This is a genomic window from Chloroflexota bacterium, assembly GCA_015478725.1.
Classification (GTDB): domain Bacteria; phylum Chloroflexota; class Limnocylindria; order Limnocylindrales; family CSP1-4; genus C-114.
Genome location: JADMIG010000001.1, coordinates 25,789 through 41,800, shown reverse-complemented (window position 1 = coordinate 41,800; position 16,012 = coordinate 25,789). Strand labels below are relative to the sequence as shown.

Genomic DNA, 16,012 nt, shown 5'->3' with positions numbered 1-16,012 from the left:
TCACGAGACCTGGAGACGGGAGGCCGGGCATGTCCGCGCTGCCACACCACTCGGCCACGACGCGAGTCGGCGTGTCCCGGTACCTCCGCCTGGTGACCGCCGGGATCGCCGCGGCGTACCTGTTCGGGGTCACGGCCGGTGGTGCGTCGGCGGCGGGGACGATGGCCACGACGGGATCCGGAGTCGTCGCACCGCAGCACGGTGCCCGCGTCCACGTCATGGAGCTGGGCGCCATCACGCCCGCGATCGCCGCCCGGACCGCATCGATCGCCGCACCGCGGCCCGCCGGGTCGGGATGGGCACCGCGCCCGATCGGCACCGCGTCGCGAGCCCCGCGGCTGTCGCCGGGCGCGACGCCGCCCGGTGCCGGCACGCAGCCTGGGGGAACGCAGCCCGGGCAGCACGTCGCGGTTTCGCTCGGTGGCCGAACGATACCCACCCCCATCGCGCCAGGTTCCTCGGTCGCCGCCACGGTCGCGTTCGCGTTCGGGGGGCTGACCCAGGCGGAGAGCGGGGCGGAGCCGCCGGATGGATGGGTCGCCGTCAACGCCACATCGGTCGTCGCGTCGGTGAACGGGGCCGTCCGGATCTACGATCGAGTCGGCGATCCGCTCCAGACGACGCCGACGTGGGCGTTCTTCGGCGTCCCGGTCGGTCAGGAGGAATCGGATCCACGGATCCTCTGGGACGCCTGGCACGGTCGGTGGGTGGGGAGCATCGTCAGCAAGAACCCGGACTTCAGCGCGAACTTCATCTACCTCGTCGTGTCCGAGACGGCCGATCCGCTCGGGGCCTGGGACCGTTTCGCGTTCCCGAGCGGCGGCATCCTCCCGGATCAGCCGACGATCGCGAGCTCGACGGACAAGATCGTCATCACGGCCAACGATTTCCGCGGCGCCGGAGCGTTCCTCGGGGCGGCCATCCTCGCGATCGACTGGGCCACCGTGATCGCCGGCGGTCCCCTCTCGTTCGTCTGGACGGACGCGGACAGCAGCCTCTTCTCGATCAGGCCGGCCCAGGTCCTCAGCCCGAGTCCGGACATTCACCTCATCGCGGAGGATGCGATCGGCGCCACCCCCGATGTCATGTACAAGGTCCTCAGCGGGCCGGCGACGGCCGCGACCACGAGCGGCTTCATCGACCTCACCACCGGGCCCGCCGCAGTCGCCGCGTTCAGCATCCCTCCGGCCCCCCGGCAGGCAGGCGGCGACACGATCTCGCTCGCGGTCGACGAACGTCCGCTCGACGCGGTGTGGCGGAACGGCATCCTCTGGTTCGTGGCGACTGCGGCGACCGCCACGACGAGCGGGCCGGCGGACGCGGCCAGGTACACCCAGCTCGACACGTCGACGGCGGTCCCGACCGCGCCGGCGGACTTCATCGTCACCGCGCCCGGGGTGGACGTCTACACACCGGGCCTCACGCTATCCGCCGATGGCACGCTGTTCGCCTCGTTCAGCACCTCCTCGCCCACGCTGAACCCGGACATCGAGTTCGCGACGTGGACGGCGGCCGGTGGCCTGAGCGTGCCGCAGGTCCTCGACCGGAGCGCGGCGCCCTATGCGGGCGAACGCTGGGGCGACTACGCCGGGATCGCCGCGGACGTGGTGGGCACCGGGGCGGCCTGGATGGTCGGTGAGGTCGTCGCCGCCGACGGAACGTGGGTGACGGACATCGCCCGACTGACTGCCGACGCGACCGCGCCGCCCGTCCCCAGCCGACCGATCGTCGCGACGATCGTCGCTCCGGCAACGCTCGCGACGGACACGTCCGCGGCCTCGAGCTCGCTCGCCGTGCGACTCACGTGGGGCCCGGCGGCCGACCCGACCAGCGGCGTCGCGACGTACCAGGTCGACGAGGATATCGACGGGACCGGGTTCTTCACGATCGGCCAGGTGACCGCTCTCGGGCTGACCCACACGATTCTCCTCGGCCACACCTACCGGTTCCAGGTCCGTGCCGTGGACGCGGCGGGCAACGTCGGCCCGAACGCGGCGGTGACGCCGGTGACGCCGATCCTCTACGAGGAGACCACGCACGTTGCGTACAGCGGCACGTGGAAGTCGGCCACGAGCGCGCGGGCCAGTGGTGGCAGCACGAGGATGGCGACCGCGGCAGGAGCCACGGCGACGTTCACGTTCGTCGGCTCGGCGGTCGCCTTCCTCTCCGCGATGGGCCCCACGAGCGGGAGCGTCCGCCTGTACGTCGACGGACGGTACGTGGGGACGCGGAGCCTCTACCTCGCCGCGGCGCGCAATCGCCAGCTCGTCTACGCCACCGCCTGGCCGTCCGCGGGCACCCACCGGCTGCAGGTCGTCACGATCGGCACGGCCCGCCATCCGCGGGTCGACATCGACGGCTTCGTCGTCCTCAGGTAGTCGGAGGGACGGCCGGGTCCGCCTCCACCTCGCCTGAGCCCGGATCCGGCGCGCCGCCGTCGACGAGGGCCTCGTCGCCGATCGCATCGCGCCAGGGGTCCACGAGGGCCTCGAAATCGGCCGGATCGAGGAGGTCCCGGAGGGCGAGCGCGAGCGCTGCGTCGACGATCGCCGGCACGGCCGCCGAACGAGCCGAGCCGCCTGCCGTCTCCACCGGATCGGGGTCGACCCACTGCTCGCCCCAGCCGGTCGTGCCATGCGTCTGTGGCTCGTCGCCCCAGCGCACGATCGCGTCCTGCACATCGCGGATGGCGGCGCGCCGATCGGGCGCGGCCGTCGCGGCCGTCTGGGCTCTCGCATGGGCGGTCGCCCGTCGCACCGGGTCGGAACCCGCCCAGAAGGCATGGAGCCGGGCGCACTCGGCAGGACCGAGCGTCGGGAGCGCGGCGGTGAGCTCGTCGAGGGCGAGCTCCGGCGTCCGGTCGAGGTGGTCCATCGTCGCGCCTGGGCGCCTCCGTTCGGGGCGCCATCGTAGCGCCGATGGTAGCCTCGCGCGGTGATCGGATCCATCCGCGCGCTCGGCGTGGCGCGCCTCGTCCTCGTCGCCGGCCTCGTCGCCGGTTGCACCACGTCGAGCGTCCCACCCATGCCCACGCCGGCGGATTTCGGTGGCCTGTCCCAGGTGCTCCAGGCCCGGGGCCTCACGATCCTGAACGTGGTCTCCGGCGATGCCGGATGCGTGAACCCGGACCTCGCCAGGACGGCGATCGCCTTCACCGCAAGCGGCCTCGACCAGGCGACCGCCGTCCCGATGTACCTCTACGTCTTCAACGACCACGCTGCATTCGTCCGCCGCTCGACGGACGTCGGCTCGTGCGCCCAGTCGTACGTGACGGACCCGCAGACCTACGAGTCGCTCGCGATCTCGCCGTACGTCCTGAGCGGCCAGGGTCCGTGGGCACCCGCGTTCAAGGCGCAGCTCCAGGCCGGCCTCGCGGTCGCGGCGGGTGACGGCGGGACGTCGTCCGGCGGTGGCTACCCGTAGATCCAGGACCCTCAGACCACCCTGAGGCCGAGGACCTTCCGGGCGATGACGAGCCGCTGGATCTCGCTCGTCCCCTCGCCGATCTCGGTCAGCTTGGCGTCACGGAAGAACCGCTCGACCCGATACTCGGCGATGTAGCCGTAACCGCCGTGGACCTGGATCGCCGCGTTGGTCACCCGTGAGCTGACCTCCGACGCGTAGAGCTTCGCTTGGGCCGCCGCCAGGCCGAAGTCGCGACCGCGATCCTTGAGCCACGCGGCGCGCCAGACCATCGCCCGGGCGGCCTCGAGCTCGGTGGCCATGTCGGCGATCCGGAACGCGACACCCTCGAAGGTCCCGATCGGGCGGCCGAACTGCTCACGCTCGCGCACGTACGGGATCGACGCGTCGAGGGCTGCCTGGGCGATTCCCACGGCGAGGGCCGCGATGCTGATGCGGCCGCCGTCGAGGACCGCGAGGAACATCCGGAATCCGTCGCCGCGGGAGCCGAGCATGTCGGCGGCCGGGACGCGGACCCCCTCGAACCGGAGCTCGCCCGTCGCGGACGCGTGGAGTCCGAGCTTCTCCTCGAGACGACCGATCGAGAACCCCGGCGCCTCGCCGGACACGATGAACGCGCTGATCTCGGCGCCGCCGTCGTCGCGAGTGCCGCTGCGGGCGGTCACGATGTACGTCCCGGCCTGCCCGGCGTTGGTGATGAATCGCTTGCCGCCGTCAATGACCCACGTCCCGCCGTCCGGCCCCTCCTCGTGGCGAGCCGTGGTCCGCGTGCCGCCGGAGTCGGATCCCGCACCGGGCTCTGTCAGGCCGTAGGCACCGATGACCCGCCCCGACGCCAGGGGGACGAGATAGCGCTCCTTCTGCGCGGCCGTTCCGGCCAGGTGGAGTGGCGCGCAGCCGAGGCTCGTGTGGGCGGCGACGATGAGGCCGAGGCTGCCCCAGACGCGGCCGATCTCCTCGACCGCGATCGCGTAGGCGAGCGTGTCGAGACCCGCGCCACCCTCGTCCTCCGGGATCGGGATGCCGAGCCAGCCGAGCGCACCGATGCGATCGACGATCTCGCGCGGGAAGCGCCGCGCCCGTTCGTGCTCTTCGACGACGGGGGCGACCTCGGCCGCCATGAACTCCCGGATCGTGTCGCGGAGGAGGACGTGCTCGGCGGAGAGATCGAGATCCATCGTCGGGCGAGCGTAGCACTCGGCGTGGAGCCGGTGGCCCGCAGGGTCGCAGCGGCGGGGCGGTGACGCGCCGGTGGTCGGCGCATTCGGCCCGTTCGCCGCATCGGGCGCCGACCCGGCTCCGGACCTCGTCGCATCCGGCATCGGCGCGCCTCCGGGGTTCGGCGGAACTCCGGGTCCGGCGGAACTCCGGGTTCGGCGCGTCGGGGGTGTCGGTCGCCGTCCCGGCTCGACCCATCGGGAATTACGCACCCCTCCCAACGTTCCGCCAATCGGGAATCGGCGCTGATCGCTTCGTGCAGACGATTACGCGACCGGCGACCGCCCTGCGGGCCCTGATCGGCCGCTCGAACCGTCCGCCATCTCGCTCTGTGGGAACGATTCTCGCGGCCTGAGATCGCAGGCGACTCGCAGGCGGCCGGATCGGGTGCGCCGCGGTCCCGATATCACGTAGCGGTCTGGAGGAGTCGATATGCGGGAAATCCGTGGACGGCCGGCTGACGCGGGCAACAGCGTCCGAAGGGTCGCGACGGCGGACGCGGGCAGCAGCGCCGATCCGCGCTCGGTGCTAGCCTTCGGCGATGCCCGGCATCGAGCCAACGGACGCCGCCGCACCCGTCGGTCCCGCGGCCGTCCGGCGACCGGTGGACGAACGACCGGTGGACAGCGGCACGGGGGCCCGTCAGACGGTGGCCCGTAGGACTGCGGCCGCCCGGCAGGCGATCCTCGTCGAACTCCGCCGCCACGGCCCGGCAACGCTCGACGGTCTGATCCGGGCCCTCGAGGCGAGCCGTGGGTCCATCCTCCAGCACCTCCGTGCCCTCGAGGCGGCGGGCCTGGTCGATCGGACTCCAGAACGGCACGGCGTCGGCCGACCTCGCCATCGCTACGATGTCACCGCGGACGCCCAGGGGCTCTTCCCTGCCAACTACGACGGTCTCGCGGTGAGCCTCCTCAGGGCCATCGGATCGATCGGTGGCGAGGAGCTCCTCGACGACGTATTCCGCGCCCGACGACGCCAGCTCGGCGATCGCGTCCGGGCCACGATGGCCGCCCGGCTCGGTTCGGACGCGCCCCTCGCGGACCGCGTCCGCGAGCTGGCCGTGATCCAGGACGAGCAGGGATACCTGAGCGAACCGTTCGTCGCGGTCGACGGCACGATCGGCCTTCGCGAGCACAACTGCGCGATCCTCCATGCGGCCCAGGGCTCGCCCGCGGCCTGTGCCGCCGAGCTCGACCTGTTCCGCGATGTGCTCGGCGCGGAGGTCGTCCGCGAGTCGCACATCCTCGCCGGCGATCGGTGCTGCAGCTATCGGGTGAACACCTCGCCGCGATGACCCGCGCTGACCCTCACGCCTCCTCGCGCTCGACGACCTCGCGAGGCGGCGGCGCGACTGCGAGCGTCGGCACGTCGGAGACGTTCGGCACGAACGAGGCGGCGAGCGAAGTCGCGGCCACCTGCTCCTGGTCCTCCACCGCGAGGATCCCGAGCCGGCCGAGCGTGGCGAGCTCGTCGCGGATGTACGTCTTGAGCATCTCCGGACCGTCCGTGTTGATCGTGAAGCGGATGCCGTTGCGGCGGAACGTGTCGAAGATCCAGCGGAACTCCTCCCACCCGGAGACGACGCGGGTGTTGAGGTTCGATGTGGGGCACAGCTCGAGGACGATGCCGCGTTCGCGGATCATCGCCATCGCCCGAGGGTCGTAGGCGGCCTTCACGCCGTGGCCGAGCCGATCGGGCTCGAGAAGCTCGACCGCCCGGGCGATCTCGTCGACGGGGCCGGATTCCCCCGTGTGGACGGTGAGCCCGAGACCGAACTGTCGCGCCCGCCGATAGAGCCGCCGATAGTCCGCGAGCCGGAAGGTGGCGGACTCGGGACCGGCGATGTCGATGCCGACGACGCCTCGGTCCCGCCACGCGATGGCCTTCTCGCAGATGATCTCGTTGAGCTCGAACGGGAATGCGCGGTCCATGCAGAAGATGAGCCCGGGCTTGACCGGATACTCCAGGGTGGCCTTGTCCATGCCGCGAACGGCGGCGGCGATGATGTGGTCGAGATCCTGCTCGCCACCCCGGTTCCGCTTCATCGGGTTGAAGCGGAGCTCCATCGTCGTGACGTTGTTCTTCCGGTACGCGCCGCCGACGACCTCGTATACCGCCCGCTCTACCGCGAGCGGGCTCGACTGGATGAGCTCGGTCCAGTGAAAGAGCTGGAGGTAGCCATCGAAGCTGTGGGAGCGGCGCGACACGGTGATCATGTCCCGGAACTCCCAGTAGTCCTTGGTCGGGAGCCGGATCCCCTGGGAATGGGCGATGCCCCACATGATCGCCGGCGTCACGGCGCCCCCGAGGTGACAGTGGAGCTCCGCGAGCGGGATGCGGCGGGCCAGCTGACGGGTCACCCGCTGAGGATACCCCCTGCCCCGTCATCCATGACCGATGCAGAACGAGACCGCGAGCGCGTCGCCACCCGCCCGGAGATGGAGCTCGTAGCGACCGTCGGGCCACGGCTGGCCGTCACGCCGTTCGAGGGACAGGAGCGGCGGGGAGCTCGGGACGGAGAGGATCCGCAGCTCATCGGCGATCCCCGTGATGAGGACGCCGTCGGACCACCAGCCTGCGTGGGTCCAGGCGAGGCCGACTGCGAGCGGCGACGTCACGGCGACGACGGACGGACGATCGAGCAGGGTGGGCGCGCCCGAGCACAGACTCGTATCCGCCCAGCGGATGAGCGAACTCGGAAAGGTCGCGGCGCTGACCGGTGCCACGGCCGCCCAATCCCACCATGGATCGTCGCGGATGAGTCTCGGTCCGGATCCGCCGTCGCCGACGCCCCATGATCCCGTCCGCCGGGCCAGGAGTCGCTGCACGGCGGCGACGGTCGCCGGCAAGGCGGGCGGAACAGCGACGACACCGCCGACCGTGAGGGACGGGCCGACCTCGCCGACCGGGCGGGACGGCGACGATGGTGTCGGGAGCGTCGGTGGTGGCGCCACGGACGCCACGGCGATCGCGGCCGACGCGCCATCCGGGGCCGGCTCGCCGACCCACGGCTTCACGATCGCCAGGGCGACCAGGGTGACGATGAGGCACCCGACGGCCACGGAGAGCGCCCTCGGCGGCGCGCCACCGACACGGCTCGCCGTGAACTCGATCGGCCGGTCGGGGCGAGCGTCAGCCGGGACGTCGCGTCGGGTGTCGTCGGCGGGCACCGTCGGCGCCGTCGGTCAGCTCGCGACGGGGACGACTCGGCCTTCCGCGTCGAGGGTCGCCTCGCGGCGGAGGCGCCGAAGCTCGGCGCCCGGGACCTGATCGCGGGCGTGGTAGCTCGACCGGACGAGCGGGCCGGATTCGACGTGTCGGAAACCGAAGGAGAGAGCTTCGGTCTTCATATCCGCGAATTCGTCCGGATGGTAGTAGCGGATGAGTGGCAGGTGGTTCGAGGTCGGGCGCAGGTACTGGCCGATCGTGAGGATGTCGCAGTCGACCTCTCGAAGGGCGTGGAACGCTGCCGTGAGCTCGGCGCGGTATTCGCCGAGACCGACCATGAGCGAGCTCTTCGTGTGGACCGGCTGGCCGATCTCGGCCGCGTCTGACTTGGCCCGGGCGAGGACGCCGAGCGAGCGATCCCAGCGAGCCCGCCTGCGGACCGGCTTCTGGAGCCGCTCGACCGTCTCGAGGTTGTGGTTGAGGATGTCCGGGCGGGCCTCCATGACCTGACGGAGCGGTTCCGCCTGCCCGTTGAAGTCCGGGATGAGGACTTCGACGCCCATGAGCGGCGATGCTGCCTTGAGCCGGCGGATCGTCTCGGCGAAGACGTGGGCACCGCCGTCCGGGAGATCGTCGCGCGCGACGCTCGTGACGACGACGTGCTCGAGGCCGAGCGCCGCGACCGCCTCCGCGACGCGCCGAGGCTCGTCCTCGTCATTCCAGGTGGGTCGGCCGGTCTTGATCGCACAGAAACCGCAGGCTCGCGTGCAGGTGTCGCCGAGGATCATGATCGTCGCGGTCCGCTGGTCCCAGCACTCGCCGATGTTCGGGCAGCGTGCTTCCTCGCAGACGGTGTTGAGCTCGAGACCGCGGAGCAGCCGCTTGAGCTCGTGGTAGTTCTCGCCGGACGGCATCCGCGCCCTGATCCAGTCGGGGTGCCGGCGGAACGGGACCGAGCCGTCCTCGGCGGAGGTCGCGAACGAGCCGCCACCGCCGAGCGCCAGCGTCAACGGCTCGCGGTGGCCGTGACCGCCGGGCGAGTCGAGGATCGGCAGCTCGCGGCCCATCAGTTGATCGCCGTCTCAGGTCCGATCGCCTCGAGGGAGGCCTTGACGTCGCGGAGGAACGCGGTCGCGCCCGCGCCGTCGTTCGCGCGATGATCGATCCCGAGGACCATGTTCATGATCGGCCGGATCGCGATCATGTCGCCCGCGGCGGACTCCACGACGATCGGCCGCTTCGTGATCGCCTCCATCGTGAGGATCGCCACCTCCGGCACGTTGATGATCGGCATCGTGAGGTTCGAGCCGAGCCAGCCCGTGTTGTCGACGGTGAAGGTGCCGCCGCCGACGTCGTCGAGCCGGAGCTTGTTCGCTCGGGCGCGCGTCGCGACGTCCGCGATCGCGTGGTTGAGGCCGTTGATCGACAGCTGGTCGACATCGCGGATGACCGGGACGATGAGCCCATCGTCGACCGCGACCGCGACGCCGACGTTGATCCGCCGTTTCGCGAGCAGACCGGCGTCCGTCCAGTGGGCGTTGAGCGTGGGGCGGCGGCGGAGCGCTTCGACGCACGCCTTGACGACGAACGGCACGTAGCTGAGGCCGATCCCCTCGCGCGCCTGGTAGTCGCCCTTCGCCGATTCGCGCAGGCGGACGAGATTCGCGAGGTCGACCTCGACATGGACGTAGGCGTGCGGCACGGCGAGCGCCCGGGTCATCTGCGCGGCGATCCCCTTGCGCATCTGGGTCATCGGGAGAAGGAGCTCGTCCGCCCCGGGCGGGAAGACCACCGTGGACGCGACCTGGGCGGACGGGGGCGCGGTGGCCGGACCGGGCGCCGCTGGGCTGGGCGACGATGGCTTGGCCGCCGCTGGGCTGGCCGCCGCGGACGAGCTCGTCGATGACGGCGTTGTCGCTGCGGCCGCCGCAGGCGAGACGTGACCCGTCCGGATCGCCTCGACGATCGCCAGGACGTCGTCACGGGTGATGCGACCGCCACCCCCGGTGCCGGCGATCTGCGCCGCGGTAAGCCCGTGCTCACGGAGGAGGCGACGGACCGCCGGCGTCATCCTCGCGTCCGGGTCGCCGGCCAGGGCGGTCCTGGCGGATGCGGCCGGCGCGGATGTGGCCGGCGCGGATGTGGCCGGCGCGGATGTGGCCCTTGGCGCTGCCGTCGACGCGGAGGTGGACGTGGGCGCTGCGCCTGGTTCGGTGTGGCCGTTCGCCGGTTCGCGGTGCCCCGGCCGTTCGTCGGAACCGGCCGGGCCGTGGGCGCCGGCGGTCGCGTCGGTCGATCCGGTTTCGGCGGTCGCGTCGGTCGATCCGGTTTCGGCGATCACCGCGATCTCGGCGTTGTTCGGGACGGTCGCCCCTTCCTCGACGAGAATCTCCACGAGCGTTCCCTCGAAGGGCGACGGCACCTCCGCGTTGACCTTGTCCGTGATGACTTCGAGCAGCGGCTCATACTTCGCGACGTGATCGCCGGGCTGCTTGAGCCACTTGCCGATCGTCCCCTCCGCCACGCTCTCGCCGAGCTGGGGCATCGTCACTCTGGCCACTGATCGTGTCCTCCTGCCGAGGGTCGGATCGGTCGAGTCGGTGGAGTCGGCCGGCCGCTAGTGTCGCGCATCCGGCCGCCGGGTGCGCAGGCAGGTGGACGGAGCCGGCTGGGGGCGGGGTTGGCCGCGGGCGGGGTCGCGTCGGTTACGCACCCGGTGCGTCGTAGAGAGCGCCGTCGCCAGGATCCGGGCGGATCCGAGGCGGCACATCGAACGTTCGAGCGTGGCGGATCCGCCGCCGCGCCAGACTGCCCGTCGGACCGCGCTTACCACGCGTGAGGTGCGTAGGGGGTACGAACAGCAGGCCGCGGACCGGTTCGGTGGGCCGACGCAGCCATGATCGGAGCTCCCAGCTCCGGACCGGGTATGCCCGCTCGAAGACCACCCCCTGATGGTTCACCCGCCGCCGCGCGGTCGCTGTTCCGGGCAGCACGAGGACACGCCCGACCACGGTCGGCCGCCACTCGAAGCGCGCTTCGGAGATCTGGGCGCCGAGCCTGGTCTTCACGTCGTGGCGACGGAGCGTCTCCTCGACCGAAACGAGCTCCGTCTTGACCTCGACCACGAGCAGCGTTCGCGATGGCGGGTGCCAGGCGAGCACATCGATCGACCCACGTTCCCCGAAGACCGAGAACGAGACCTCGAGTTCCGGCTGCCACCCGAGCCGTGTCAGAAGGGACGCCGTCCAGGCGACGAGGTGCGCGTGTCCGGCGTCGAGCAGGCGATCGAGTTCACCGCCCCGCCAGCGCACCAGGAGGACAAGCTCGCCGTCGACCGCGTCGACGATCCGCTGGAGCTTGTCGACCGTCATCCCATCGATCAGCCCGCGCTCGACCCTCGAGACGGCGTCCTGGCTGAGCCGCGCCCTGTCGGCGAGATCCTGCTGGCGCCACGAGAGCCGATGGCGCAGGGCACGAATGGCACGCCCGACGCGGTGGTGGCTCATCGGACGTGACTCATCGGGCGTGGCTCATCGGGCCATGGACTCGCTTCTCGGTTGGCGGAACGGGGGCGCGGCTCTCGGTCGGCCGTTCACTGAGCTGTTCGTGAGGCTCGGGAGCACGGACGTCAGACGATGAGGAGCCTATGCGTGGGCGCTCATCCGCCACTCATCGACAGTGGCGACCGACAAGCGCGGTACGCAGCGATACCGCCGCCCCGGACATCGCCACGCGCGCGTCGACGACCCTACCCGCCGACGATTCCGTGCGTGCGGTGCGTGCCCCGTCGTACCCGCGATCCCGCAGCCCGCGCCGGTCGGACCTTCCCACGCTGGTCGGGATCACCTCGTTTACGCATCGGATCAGTGCAAGAGAGGAACCATCGCCGGAGAAGCATCACCCGAGTCGCCGCATCCGAACCCGCACGCGTGCGGCAGGTGGGATCGCGGGTCGGTCGCAGCCGCGATCCTGCGTACGACGCACCTGGCGCGTAAAAGCGAGGGACCGACGTCCCGTTTGCGCATACGACGCACCCGGCGCGTGTCAGTACGCAGCGAGCGTCCGGATCGCCGCGAGGATCTTGTCCGGGTTCACCATGAACCAGTCCTCGAGCACGTGGTTGTACGGGACGCCGGGTACATCCGGACCGGCCACCCGTGTCACCGGCCCGTCGAGGAACTCGAAGGCCTCCTCGGCGACGATGGCGGCGATCTCCGCGCCGTATCCGCCGAACTTGTTGTCCTCGTACACCACCAGGCACTTGCCAGTCTTGCGGACGCTCGAGAGGAGCGTCTCGCGATCGAGCGGCCGAAGCGTCCGAACGTCGACCACCTCGACGCTGATCCCGTCCTCCGCCGCCCGGTCAGCGGCCTCGAGCGCGTAGTGGGCCATCAATCCGTACGCCACGACTGTCACTCGCGACCCGACGCGCGTGACCTGCGCCCGTCCGAGCGGCACGGTGTACTCACCGTCGGGCACCTCGCCGCGGACGGACCGGTACATCTTCTTGTGCTCGAAGAACAGGACCGGGTCGTCGTTCCGGATCGACGACCGCAGCAACCCCTTGGCGTCGTACGGGGTCGATGGGATGACAACCTTCAATCCCGGGATGTGGGTGAAGAACGCCTCGACGGATTGGCTGTGATAGAGCGCCCCGTGGACGCCGCCTCCATATGGCGCGCGGATCGTCATCGGCACCCCGAGGGCGTTGTTGCTCCGGTATCGCATCCGAGCCGCCTCGGAGAGGATCTGGTTGAAGGCCGGAAAGATGAAGTCGGCGAACTGGATCTCGGCGATCGGCCTGAGGCCGTTGACCGCCGCCCCGATCGACGCACCGACGATCATCGATTCGGTGAGCGGCGTGTCGATGACGCGGTCATCACCGAATTCGCCGTGCAATCCGTCGGTCGCGAGGAAGACTCCGCCCTTGAGGCCGACGTCCTCGCCAAGAACGATCGTCGTGGGGTCGCGGCGCATCTCCTCCGCGAGCCCCTCGCGGATCGCCTCGATGAATGTCTTGACGGGCATCAGTCGGGACGGCCCTCGGAGGGACGGCCCTCGGAGGGACGAGCGACGGGACCCAGGACCGATGGCCCCGCGGCTGCCCGCGTCGGATGCGCCCCCATCGGGGGACCCGCGGCCGGCGGCATCGGATACTCCGCCATCAGAACGTCCCCTCGACGCCTTCGGCATAGACGTGGTCGAGTGCGGTCGCCGGATCCGGGTCGGGCTGCGCCTCCGCGTACGTCGTCGCGTCGTCGACGATCACCCGATTTTCGGCGTCGATCCGCGCCACGGTCGCATCGTCGAGGATGCCGACCGCCCGGAGCTGCTCGCGGAAGTGCGGGAGGGCATCGCGCGCCCGCTCGGCAGTGAGCTCCTCCGCTGCGCGGTACTTCGTCTGCTGATCGTCCGAGGAATGACCGGTGAGCCGGGTGACCTTCGCCTCGATGAGGGTCGGACCCTCACCGCGCCGCGCCCGCTCGACCGCTATCTTGCTAGCGCGATAGCACGCTAGCACGTCAGCGCCGTCGACCACGACGCCCGGGATCCCGTAGCCGCTCGCCCTCGCCGCCACGTCCGGCAGCGCGAGTTCCTTCGTCGCCGGCACGCTGATCGCGTATCCGTTGTTCTCGACGACGAGGACGAACGGTAGATGATGGATCGCCGCGAAGTTCAGCCCTTCGTGCACATCGCCCTGGTTCGAGCTCCCCTCCCCCATGAACGTCATGGCGACCTGGTCCGTGCCGCGGATCCGAGCGGCGAGGGCGATCCCGACAGCGTGGAGGATCTGGGTCGCGACCGGCGAACTGACGCTCACGATGTTGTGGGACGGGTGGCCGTAATGCCCGGGCATCTGGCGGCCGCCGGAGGACGGGTCGTTCGCCGTCGCGTACTGAGCGGTCATCATGTCGCGAGCCGTCATCCCGAACGTGAGGCACGTCGCGATGGAGCGGTAGAACGGGGCGATCCAGTCGTGCGCCCGACGGAGCGCCCAGGTGATGCCCACCTGGGCACCCTCATGGCCCTGGCCGCTGATCACGAATGGGATCCGGCCGGACCGGTTGAGGATCCACATCCGCTCGTCGATGGCTCGCGCGAGGGCGACCATGCGGTACATGCCTACGAGCGCGTCGTCGTCCAGGCCGAGGTCCGCTCCGAGGCGGGCAGCGGACTTCCCGTGTTCGGCCCCTGGCTTCCCGACGTTGACCGAAGGGTCGCCGCCATCTACCGGGGGCTGCTCCTCGCGGGTTCGCGGTGTCGCGGCCATCGGCCCGTGGGCCTCCCTCGCGCCTGGTCAGAAGTTGATCGATCGCCCGTCGGCAGCCAGCGCGGCTTCGCCGATGATCTCGGACAGGGTCGGGTGGGCGTGCGTCGCTCCGCCGATCTCCCATGGTGTCGCATCGAGGCTGAACGCCAGGGACGCCTCGGCGATGAGATCCGTGGCGTGCGGGCCGACGATGTGGACCCCGAGCGTGTCGTTCGTCTCGGCGTGACCGATGACCTTGGCGAAGCCCTCGTACTCGCCGCCGATGAGCGCCTTCGCGATGGCCTGGAACGGGACCTTCCCGATCTTGACCGGCAGGCCCCGCTCCGCGCACTGCTGCTCGGTCAGTCCGATCGAGGCGATCTCCGGTCGGCAGTACGTCGCCCGCGGCTGCTGGAGATAGTCGATCTCGTGGACGTCGTTCTCGCCGGCGATCGTGTGCGCCGCGACGATTCCCTCATGAGCGGCGACATGGGCGAGCCATAGACCGCCGACGATGTCGCCGATGGCATAGATGTGCGGCTCCTTCGTCCGCATCCGGCCATTCACCCTGACGATCCCGCGGTCCGTCTCCACCTTCGTGGTCTCGAGGCCGATCTCCTCGATGTTCGCGGCCCGGCCGGTCGCCACGAGCATGACGTCGGCCCGGATCTCCTCGCTCGAGCCACCCTCCGGTCCGACATCGACGCAGATCCCGTCCGCCGTGGTCTCCACCCTCGTCGCGTCGAACCGCGCCTTCGTCATGACCCGGATGCCGCGCTTCGTGAAGCTCCGCTCGAGGAGTTGGCTCACCTCGCGGTCCTCGAGGGGGACGATCGCGGGCAGATACTCGAGGAGCGTGACCGAGGTTCCGATATCGTGGAAGAAGCTCGCGAACTCGACCCCGACCGCTCCGCCACCGACGATGACGATGCTCTTCGGCGCATCCGCGCGGCGGAGGACATCGTCGCTCGTGATGATCCGCGCTCCGTCCAGCTCAAGGCCGGGCAGGCTCTTCACGCGCGAACCCGTCGCGAGGATGATGTCCGTCGCCTCGAGAAGGCGCTCGCCGCCCGCGCCCGGAGTGCCGTCGTCGCCCGGCTGGCGGATCCGGACCCGGCCCGGGCCGTCGAGGCGGCCGCGACCGTCGATCCAGGTCACCTGGTTCTTGACGACGAGGCTCTTGAGCCCGGTCCACATCCGCTTGACGACCTGGTCGCGGCGGGCCGCCATCTGCGCATAGTCCACGGCGGGCTCGCCGGGCAACACGACGCCATAGTCCTTGAGATGTCGGGCGCGGTTCACCATCTCGGCCGATTCGAGGAGCGCCTTCGTCGGGATGCAACCGCGATGCAGGCACGTGCCGCCGATCTTGTCCTCGTCGACGAGGGCGACCCGGAGTCCGAGCTGGGCCGCCCGGAACGCCGCGGTGTAGCCGCCCGTACCCGCCCCGAGGACGACGAGATCGAACGAGTTCGACGAACCGACGGCCATGGGTCAGGCGGGCCGAACAGTCGCGGAGGCGGTGATTCGATCCGCCGTGCCGACTCGAGCGTGGATCATCGAACCGATGGTACGCGTGGCGCCGAGAACGGCGCAACCGCGCAACTGCCGTCCGAGGAAGAGCGGTCCATCGGGGCGGCCCGGTGCTGGGAGGGCGCGGGCGGTCCGTCGCGGGCTGGTCCGTGTGGATCCGCGGAGTTAATCCGCGGACGGGGGCTGCGGGGCGAGCTGCGGGGTGCGGCGGGGCCAGGATCGGCGACGTCGATCAGCGTCGACGCCCTGAGATCCGGTCATCTGCTCTTCAGGAGGGCACTGGTCACGAACCCCGGCGGCACCGAGCCTCGCCAGCCGTTCCCGTGTGGCCATCTGTACCACCAGGGGGACAGATGTCCGCGAATGCGGCCAAAAACGGCAGATCGCGACCGAATGCACGGAGGCCGCCGTGACCAA

The 16,012-nt window shown here is 70.7% G+C and carries 13 protein-coding genes; 3 read left to right on the top strand and 10 right to left on the bottom strand.

All coding sequences use genetic code 11. The features are described 5' to 3' along the window. The first annotated feature begins 29 nt into the window (after nt 1-29). Nucleotides 30-2,378, top strand: coding sequence for a hypothetical protein (locus IVW53_00175; GenBank protein ID MBF6603988.1), 2,349 nt, complete (start codon nt 30-32; stop codon nt 2,376-2,378). Here the strand turns inward: IVW53_00175 and IVW53_00170 are convergent. Then, nucleotides 2,371-2,874, bottom strand: coding sequence for a hypothetical protein (locus IVW53_00170; protein ID MBF6603987.1), 504 nt, complete (start codon nt 2,872-2,874; stop codon nt 2,371-2,373). The genes IVW53_00175 and IVW53_00170 overlap by 8 nt on opposite strands. 60 nt (nt 2,875-2,934) lie before the next feature. Here IVW53_00170 and IVW53_00165 point away from each other — a divergent pair, with 60 nt between their 5' ends. Then, a complete protein-coding gene (locus tag IVW53_00165; protein MBF6603986.1) occupies nt 2,935-3,423 on the top strand; it encodes a hypothetical protein in 489 nt (162 codons plus the stop codon). A gap of 11 nt (nt 3,424-3,434) precedes the next feature. Here the strand turns inward: IVW53_00165 and IVW53_00160 are convergent, their stop codons facing one another. After that, nucleotides 3,435-4,601 (bottom strand): acyl-CoA dehydrogenase family protein, encoded by a 1,167-nt coding sequence (locus IVW53_00160; GenBank protein MBF6603985.1) that lies wholly within the window; start codon nt 4,599-4,601, stop codon nt 3,435-3,437. A gap of 581 nt (nt 4,602-5,182) precedes the next feature. On the opposite strand from IVW53_00160, the gene IVW53_00155 reads away from it, so the two are divergent. Further along, nucleotides 5,183-5,938, top strand: coding sequence for an ArsR family transcriptional regulator (locus IVW53_00155; protein ID MBF6603984.1), 756 nt, complete (start codon nt 5,183-5,185; stop codon nt 5,936-5,938). Between the two features lie 13 nt (nt 5,939-5,951). Here the strand turns inward: IVW53_00155 and IVW53_00150 are convergent, their stop codons facing one another. From IVW53_00150 to lpdA, 8 genes are all read right to left on the bottom strand, one after another. Then, entirely contained in the window at nt 5,952-6,992 is a 1,041-nt protein-coding gene (locus IVW53_00150) for an adenosine deaminase (GenBank protein ID MBF6603983.1), read from the bottom strand. A 36-nt stretch (nt 6,993-7,028) separates the two neighbouring features. Then, a complete protein-coding gene (locus tag IVW53_00145) occupies nt 7,029-7,814 on the bottom strand; it encodes a hypothetical protein (GenBank protein MBF6603982.1) in 786 nt (261 codons plus the stop codon). A gap of 15 nt (nt 7,815-7,829) precedes the next feature. Beyond that, on the bottom strand, nt 7,830-8,879 hold the full coding sequence (gene lipA, locus IVW53_00140; protein MBF6603981.1) for a lipoyl synthase: 1,050 nt from the start codon (nt 8,877-8,879) through the stop codon (nt 7,830-7,832). After that, nucleotides 8,879-10,357 carry a 2-oxo acid dehydrogenase subunit E2 gene (locus IVW53_00135; GenBank protein ID MBF6603980.1) on the bottom strand — a complete coding sequence of 493 codons (1,479 nt, stop codon included), beginning with the start codon at nt 10,355-10,357 and terminating at the stop codon, nt 8,879-8,881. The genes lipA and IVW53_00135 overlap by 1 nt, the downstream gene beginning before the upstream one ends. A 160-nt stretch (nt 10,358-10,517) precedes the next feature. Next, entirely contained in the window at nt 10,518-11,318 is an 801-nt protein-coding gene (locus IVW53_00130) for a helix-turn-helix domain-containing protein (GenBank protein ID MBF6603979.1), read from the bottom strand. 538 nt (nt 11,319-11,856) lie between these two features. Further along, nucleotides 11,857-12,840: an alpha-ketoacid dehydrogenase subunit beta gene (locus IVW53_00125; protein MBF6603978.1), complete on the bottom strand. Its 984-nt coding sequence runs from the start codon at nt 12,838-12,840 to the stop codon at nt 11,857-11,859. 136 nt (nt 12,841-12,976) lie between these two features. After that, entirely contained in the window at nt 12,977-14,083 is a 1,107-nt protein-coding gene (locus IVW53_00120; protein MBF6603977.1) for a thiamine pyrophosphate-dependent dehydrogenase E1 component subunit alpha, read from the bottom strand. Between the two features lie 27 nt (nt 14,084-14,110). Next, entirely contained in the window at nt 14,111-15,553 is a 1,443-nt protein-coding gene (gene lpdA, locus IVW53_00115) for a dihydrolipoyl dehydrogenase (GenBank protein ID MBF6603976.1), read from the bottom strand. Between the last annotated feature and the right edge of the window lie 459 nt (nt 15,554-16,012).